Annotated in this window: 4 protein-coding genes; 2 read left to right on the top strand and 2 right to left on the bottom strand. The window is 65.7% G+C overall.

Features of this window, described 5'->3' with window-relative positions; translation table 11 throughout:
* Nucleotides 1-320 precede the first annotated feature (320 nt).
* Both QRO91_RS21410 and QRO91_RS21405 read right to left on the bottom strand, forming a co-directional pair.
* The gene (locus QRO91_RS21410; RefSeq protein WP_285310558.1) at nucleotides 321-2,915 is read right to left on the bottom strand and encodes a M14 family metallopeptidase; all 2,595 of its coding nucleotides are present in this window, start codon (nucleotides 2,913-2,915) and stop codon (nucleotides 321-323) included.
* A gap of 74 nt (nucleotides 2,916-2,989) precedes the next feature.
* Nucleotides 2,990-5,629 (bottom strand): TonB-dependent receptor, encoded by a 2,640-nt coding sequence (locus QRO91_RS21405; RefSeq protein ID WP_285310557.1) that lies wholly within the window; start codon nucleotides 5,627-5,629, stop codon nucleotides 2,990-2,992.
* A 192-nt stretch (nucleotides 5,630-5,821) separates the two neighbouring features.
* Between QRO91_RS21405 and queD the strand changes: the two genes are divergently transcribed.
* Both queD and QRO91_RS21395 read left to right on the top strand, forming a co-directional pair.
* Nucleotides 5,822-6,184 carry a 6-carboxytetrahydropterin synthase QueD gene (gene queD / locus QRO91_RS21400; protein ID WP_049432246.1) on the top strand — a complete coding sequence of 121 codons (363 nt, stop codon included), beginning with the start codon at nucleotides 5,822-5,824 and terminating at the stop codon, nucleotides 6,182-6,184.
* Between the two features lie 116 nt (nucleotides 6,185-6,300).
* Nucleotides 6,301-6,648: a phasin family protein gene (locus QRO91_RS21395; RefSeq protein ID WP_049432249.1), complete on the top strand. Its 348-nt coding sequence runs from the start codon at nucleotides 6,301-6,303 to the stop codon at nucleotides 6,646-6,648.
* Nucleotides 6,649-7,001: the final 353 nt, after the last annotated feature.

The following is a 7,001-nucleotide window of genomic DNA, read 5'->3' as shown; positions in this document are numbered from 1 at the left end:
GCTGCCATACGGGTTCAGAAATGCCCTCCGCGTTGTGAGCCGGCCGTGTACCGGTTAAAACAAAGATATGTTTAATATTAAATTCAAGATGCGTAAGCGCAAATACGTGGGTTTGCGTTTGTTTTTTTTTTTGCCGTGCCACCGCCCTTGGGTTGTGTTGGTTCGGGGGCGGTAGAAAATTTAGTGGGGCGGCAGGGGGCGTCAGCAAGGACGGTTGGGCGCAAGGATGCCGCCATGCAGCCCCCAGGGATGGGTTGAGGGCGTGTCCTGGCTGAGGCCCCCTGCCTCCCAAGCACAACAACAACTCGGCGCCAAACGCCTCAACCCCGCGCTTTACTCGGATTCACCAGATTCCCGAAGAAGATCGCGTTGATCAGCAGCCGATCCGTCCCGTGCCAGTACTTGCGGTGCGCCGGATCATCGGCAAACAGCACCACGTTGCCTTGCCCCTGCGCCGACACCAGCAGCCACGCACTACCCGCCACCCGCGTGCGGTTACGCTCGGACAGGTAGCCGTTCACCCGCGGCGGCGTGTCGATGCGCACCACCGTCGAGAACGGATTCGCGCTCGGCTGCAGCGTCACCGTGTTCTCCTTGTTGATCGCCAGCTGCCGGCGCGGCACGCCGAACGCCAACGGATGGCTGGTATCGACATCGGCACTGAGGATGTTGCCGCTGACCCGCTCGATCGCAGCGATGTCGCGCTGGTCGCCGAACGCACGGCGGCTCTCATCAGCAGCCTCTTCTTCCTTGCCAAGCTTTTCGCCGTCGGCAAGCTTCTGTTCGATCGCCCACTTCGATGCACTGCCGTAGGTCACCAGCGAGCCACCGGCCTGTACCCAGCGCTTCAAGGCAGTCACCGCCGATGCGTCAACGGCGGCATAGCTGCCGCCAGACAGCACGATCGTGGTGTAACGGTCCAGCGACACCTTGCCCAACTGCTGCGGATCCAGCTTGCTGGCCGGCAGGCGCAACTGCTGGTCAAGCAGGAACCAGGCCGAACCGATCTCGGTGGCCGCCACGCCCTCGCCCATCACCAGTGCCACCGCAGGCTTGCGCAGCGCCTTGACGCCATCGCTGCCGAGGTCGATGCCCTCGCGGCTGCGGCCGCTGGACAACGCATGCACCTGCACGCCGGCATCGCGTGCGGCAGCACTCACTGCATCCAGCAACGCCGTGCCCTGCAGTGGTTGTCCAGCCACCGGAATGACGATGCTGCCGGCGGCGAAGCCGGCCTCGCCCTGTGCGGTGGAAGCGGTGAACGGCTGGAACGTTGCGCGTGTGCTCAGGCCCTTGGCCTGCAGCACGGCCAGTGCACGCCCGGCGTTGTAGTCGCGCCAGTCGATGACATAGGCGAAGCCGGCCTGGTCACCCAGCACTGCGCCCTGCTCCGCTGGCAGCGCGGCCACGCGGGCGCCACCGTCGATGCGGCTGCGGCTGCCCGCGAAGGCCACACCATACGCCGGCGCGATCGCGTAACTGGTGCTGCCGTAGAACACATCCCCCTTGATCGGCGGTGTCTCTGCGAAGATCGAATGCACCAGGCGGAACTGCGCCTGCTGCACTGGCACCACATAGGCACTGCCCACCTCGAAGCGTCGCCCATCGATGGTCACCGCACGATCCAGCGCGCGCACCTCAATGCGATGCAGCAGCAACAGTTCCAGCAGGCGGCGGGTCAATGCCGGATCATGCGCATCTCCAAACACGAAGCTTTTCACCGGCTGCTGCGCGGCCTGCTTCAGCGCGCTCTGGAAGAACTGCTTCTGCAGGTCGAACAGCCCAGTGCGCTCGGCCACCGCGCCACGCACGGTGCCCAGCCCGGTGGCGACCTGGTTGCGGATGGTGAACGGGAAGGTCAGCAGGCCATTCACCGATTCCTGCACGCGGCCACGCGAACTGGCCTGCTCGACGGTCACACCGACCGCGCCGTGGAAGTCCGGATAGGTGGAGCCGTACACCGGCGAGAAGTTGTCGAAGTTCTCGCCCGTGTAGTACAGCGAACCCAGCGCATCCAGCGCCTGTGCGTGGTACTTGGCCAGGGTCTTGTTGAATTCATACGATGCCGCCGGAATCAACGGGCTGTGCATGCTCTTCGGCGAAGGCTCGAAGTAGTACGTGCTGTCCTTGCCCATTTCGTGGAAGTCGATCTGCACGTTTGGATGCCACTGATGGAACACCTCCACCTTCGGCCGCGAGTCCTGCTGGGTCAGCGCAAGCCAGTCGCGGTTGAGATCGGTGAAGTAGTGGTTGGTGCGGCCCTGCGGGAACGGCTCGACGTGTTCCTTGTCGGCGGGGTCGGCCGAGGCTGGATCGGACGCCCAGGCGTTGTGCCAGTTGGCGGCGCGGTCGCGGCCGTCAGGATTCTGCGCCGGATCGAACAGCACCACCGCCTGCTGCAGCCATTGCTGGGTTTCCGCGCTGCGGTTGGCCACCAGGTAGTAAGCGGTCAGCATCGCCGCTTCGGCGCTGGAGGTTTCGTTGCCGTGCACGCTGTAGCCCAGCCACACCACCACCGGACTGTCGCCGGCTGCGCTGCGCGGCTGAGCCGGATCGACCAGGGTCGCGTGCTGCTGGCGGAGCTGTTCCAGCCGCGCGTGGTTGCCCGCCGTGGTGACGGTGGCGATCAGCAGCGGGCGGCCCTCATAACTGCGACCGATCTCGCGCACGCTGACTTTATCGGAACGCTTCGCGAGTTCCTGGAAGTACGCCACCAACTGGTCGTGCCGGGTGTAACGACTGCCGATCGGATAGCCAAGGAACTGTTCCGGCGTGGGAATGGACGTATCGAACGCGGCCGCGTCGGTGGCCTGCGGGAAGAAGTACGCGCTCTGTGCCTGCACCGGCAGCGGCGAGGACAGTGCGGTGGCGGCGGCAAGCAGCAACGGAAGAACGGCACGGCGATGCAAGGACACGGTGACTCCCCTGGAACACAACGGCAGACAGTCACGCGGCCGGTCCCTTCAGGTGACCCGCCGCGGCGGATGGATCAGAAGCGGTAATCGAAGCCCAACGTGAAGTAGCGGCCACGCAGGTCGTACTGGCTGAAGTCGTACGGCGCGCGGATGCCCGGGAACGAGGCGTCGTATGGCGGCGTCCTGTCGGCCAGGTTCTGCACTTTTGCGTACACGGTCAGCTTGTCCACACCGGTGTAGGCCAGGTAGAGGTCGTACTGGCTGTAGCTGCCGACGCGCGTCTGCACGGCCTTGGCCGCGGTGCTCGCTTCCTGGCGGTAGCTGCTGGTGTAGTACCAGGTCACGGCTGCGTTGAAATCGCCATGCTTCCAGTCCAGCGTGGTGGTGGCCTTGTCCTTGGGCAGGGTCGCGCCCAGGTTGCTGCCGGCGTAGTCCACCAGCGGCCCACCGACCACGGTCGGGCGATGGTAGTCGCGCACGTGGGTGTAGGCCGAGGATACGGTGAAGTCGCCGAGCGCAGCGGTCGGAATGCGCTGGCGCAGTTCAACGTCGATGCCCGAGGTCTTCAGCTCGCTCAGGTTCTGGTAGCGGTTGTAGACCGCCTGCAGCTTGCCGCGCTCATCGCGCTGCACGGCACCGGCCACGTTGTCGTTGACCAGGGTCTGGGTGTTGTTGGTGCCGACCAGGTTGTCCAGCTGGATACGGTAGTAGTCCACGCTCAGGTTGGTGTTGGCCCACGGCGACAGCACCACGCCGAAGTTCACGCTTTTGGTGCGTTCGGGCTTCAGTTCGTTGTTGCCGACGGTGAAGAAGGTCGGGTTCTGGCGCGAGCCCGGCACGTCCGGATCACGCGGATCGACCACGCTGCCGTAGGCGATGCTGGTGCTGTTGGAGTTCTCCGACAGCGACGGTGCACGGAAGCCCTTCGAGGCCGACGCACGCACCAGCAGGAAGTCCAGCGGCTGCCAGCGCAGGCCGATCTTCGGCGAGAAGGCATCGCCGAAATCATCGTAATGGTCGGCACGCGCGGCGGCGGACAGCTCCAGCGTCGAAGCCAGTGGCACGTTCACTTCGGCATAGGCCGCACTGACCTGGCGCTTGCCGTGCACTTCGGCGATGGCCGGGCGCACCTGCAGGCCGGCGTCGATCTGCCACGGGTTGTTGGAATCGAGCTTCTCGCGGCGCCACTCGGCACCGGCGGCGAAGCCGATCTCGCCGGCCCAGGTGTGGCCCAGGCTGCCGGAAATCTTCGCATCGATGCCCTGCAGCTTGGATTCGGCCGGACGCAGCGTGGCGATGTTGATCGAGTCGCGCACCGACTGCGGCGTCGCCGCCGGGTTGAGCAGATTGTAGCTGCCCGAGGCCAGTGCATCGGCCAGCGCCCAGCGGTTGGCGAAGCCACCAGAGACGCTCTCGCGCTCGCTGCTGCGTGCACCGAACGCAGCCACTTCCCAGTCCCACGACGCGGTGGTGCCACGCAGGCCGAACACGCCGCGGTAGGCGGTGGAGCGGTTGGTCTTGATCGTGCCGCCGAGGTCGAAGAAGGTGTACTCGATCGGGATCGCACGGCCGTACGGGTTGTAAGGATTGTTGGCCGGCAGCAGCGACGACACCGGCTCCGCCAGGCCGGTGTTCGCGTTCAGTGCGAAGCGGCCACTCTCCAGGGTGAAGAACGGGCTGCTGCCGAACCACGCGGCACTCTTGATCTGGCTGTACAGCACTTCGCCGAAGGCTTCGACGCTGTCGCTCAGGCGGAAGGTGCCGTTGGCATAGGCCTGGTAGCGCTTGGTCGAGGGGATCAGCGTGGTGAACGGTGCCTGGTTGAAGCCGCAGGTGTCACCGGCCAGGCCGTCGATCGGTGCGCTGGCGACGCGGGTGGTACCGGCCGGGCAGTTGCCGCTGGCATCGAGCATCGGTACCGACACGCCGTTGACCAGGTAGCGCGCGCCCTTGGCCGACCAGCCGTTCCAGCGGCCACCGGGCTTGTCGGTGTAGATGCCGCTGCTGGTCAGGTTGCGCTCGTCCTGATCGAGGCGCTCGCGGTTGTAACCCTGCAGGCTGAAGAGGATGTTGTAGCCATCGGTGTCGAGGTCGCCGAGGCCACCGACGAACTTCAGGTTCTGCTCGTGCAGGCCGCCCTGGTCGGCGCCGCCGAAGCTGCCGCCGATCTCGGCGCCTTCGAAGTTCTGCCGGGTGATGATGTTGACCACGCCGGCCACGGCGTCGGAGCCGTACACCGCCGAGGCGCCGTCCTTCAGCACTTCGATGCGCTCGACCGCGACCAGCGGCAGCGCGTTGAGATCGACGAAGGTGTCGGACAGGCCACCGGCCGGGAAACCATAGTTGGCCAGGCGGCGGCCGTTGAGCAGCACCAGCGTGTTCTTCTGCGACAGGCCGCGCAGGCCGATGCCGGCCGAGCCGGACGCCCAACCATTGTTGGTGGTTTCGTTGCTGGCGTTGCCGGTGTTGGCCGAGATCGAACGCAGCACGTCAGCCACGGTGGCCTTGCCGGTCTGTTCCAGCTGCTGGCGGCCGATCACCTGTACCGGGTTGGAGGCCTCGGTATCGGTGCGCTTGATGTTGGAACCGGTGACGCGCACAGCGGCCAGGGTGCTGGCTTCGCCACTGGCATCGGCGGAGTTTTCGGCGGCGGCGGACAAAGGCGCGGCCAGAGCGACGGCCAGGGCCGCCACGAGCAGGGTGTGCTTGGGCATGACGATGTGGGGGAGGTGGTAAGGGCGATGAAGTTCCGCAGTAGTCCATGCCTGGCCGGGGTCCGGCCAATAACATCTCTTCATACGGATATAAGAGAAACTATCATCTCTTCATCCGGATGAAAAGACTTTCTTCACGAAAGACCAACATCCACTCAGGCTGCGCGGCTGCCCGCGGCGTACAATCGCGCCATGGAAATCTTCAAAGTCTTCATGCTCGAGGCGGCGCACCGCCTCCCCAACGTGCCGCCGGGGCACAAGTGCGCGCGCCTGCACGGCCACTCGTTCCGGGTGGAACTGAAGGTCGAGGGCAAGCCCGGTGCGCAGACCGGCTGGATCATGGACTTCGGCGACGTGAAGGCGGCCTTCCAGCCGATCTACGACCGCCTGGACCACCACTACCTCAATGACATTCCCGGCCTGGAGAACCCCACCAGCGAGAACCTGGCAGTGTGGATCTGGAATGAACTCAAGCCCAGCCTGCCGGCGCTGAGCGAGATCACCGTGCACGAAACCTGCACCTCGGGCTGCCGCTACCGCGGCCCTACCGTCTGATCAAGCCATTGATCTGAAAGGTTTTTCAAAGGCGCCCTGGGCGCCTTTGTTATTTTTGTTGCAATGCGGCATCAAGGGCGTATGCTGCAATGCATCAAGCCACTTCCTGATGCCCCATGGCCGCCGCCTTCAGCGATCGCTTCAGTGATGCCACCCGCCAGCTCGCAGCCGCGGCAACGCGCGCGAACCGGTTGGCGTTGGAGAACGCGGAAAGCATGTTCGGCGTGCAGCTGAAGGTGATGGAGCGCAACCTGACCGCGACCGGCGGCTGGCTGGGTGAACTGGCCCGCGGCGAAGATGCGGCCGGGACGCTCTCCAAGGGCGCGCAACTGTGGCAGGACAACCTGCAACGACTGGGCCAGGCCCAGCAGGACATGGTCGGTCTCGGCCTGCAGGCCAGCAAGGCCTGGTCCGAACTGGCGCAGGGTTACAACGCATCAACCGCGGACGCGAACAGTCACTGACGCGACGCAACGCTCATTGCATGGGTCCCTCCCCCCATGCAATCCGGACCCGGCAGATCCCTCCCTCTGCCGGGTCTTTTTTTGCCTGGCGTCCGGATTGCAGAGCACTTCTTCGTCTCACTTCTCTGCGAACTGATTGGCCCCGCCGGGGGGGGGGGGGGGGGGGGGGGGGGGGGGGGGGGGGCGGGGGGGGGGGGGGGGGGGGGGGGGGGCGGGGGGGGCGGGGGGGGGGGGCGCGCGGGGGGGGCGCTCCCGGGGCGGCTCTGGGGGGTCGGTGGCGCTCTAAGTCGGGCTTGTAAAGAGTCGGGTGAACCGAAGCGGTGCCGCCGGGAGGGTAGGGCTCGAGCAGGGTG

The sequence above is a fragment of the Stenotrophomonas maltophilia group sp. Smal32 genome (assembly GCF_030237085.1).
Classification (GTDB): domain Bacteria; phylum Pseudomonadota; class Gammaproteobacteria; order Xanthomonadales; family Xanthomonadaceae; genus Stenotrophomonas; species Stenotrophomonas maltophilia_Q.
This window is presented reverse-complemented; position numbering and strand designations above follow the sequence as displayed.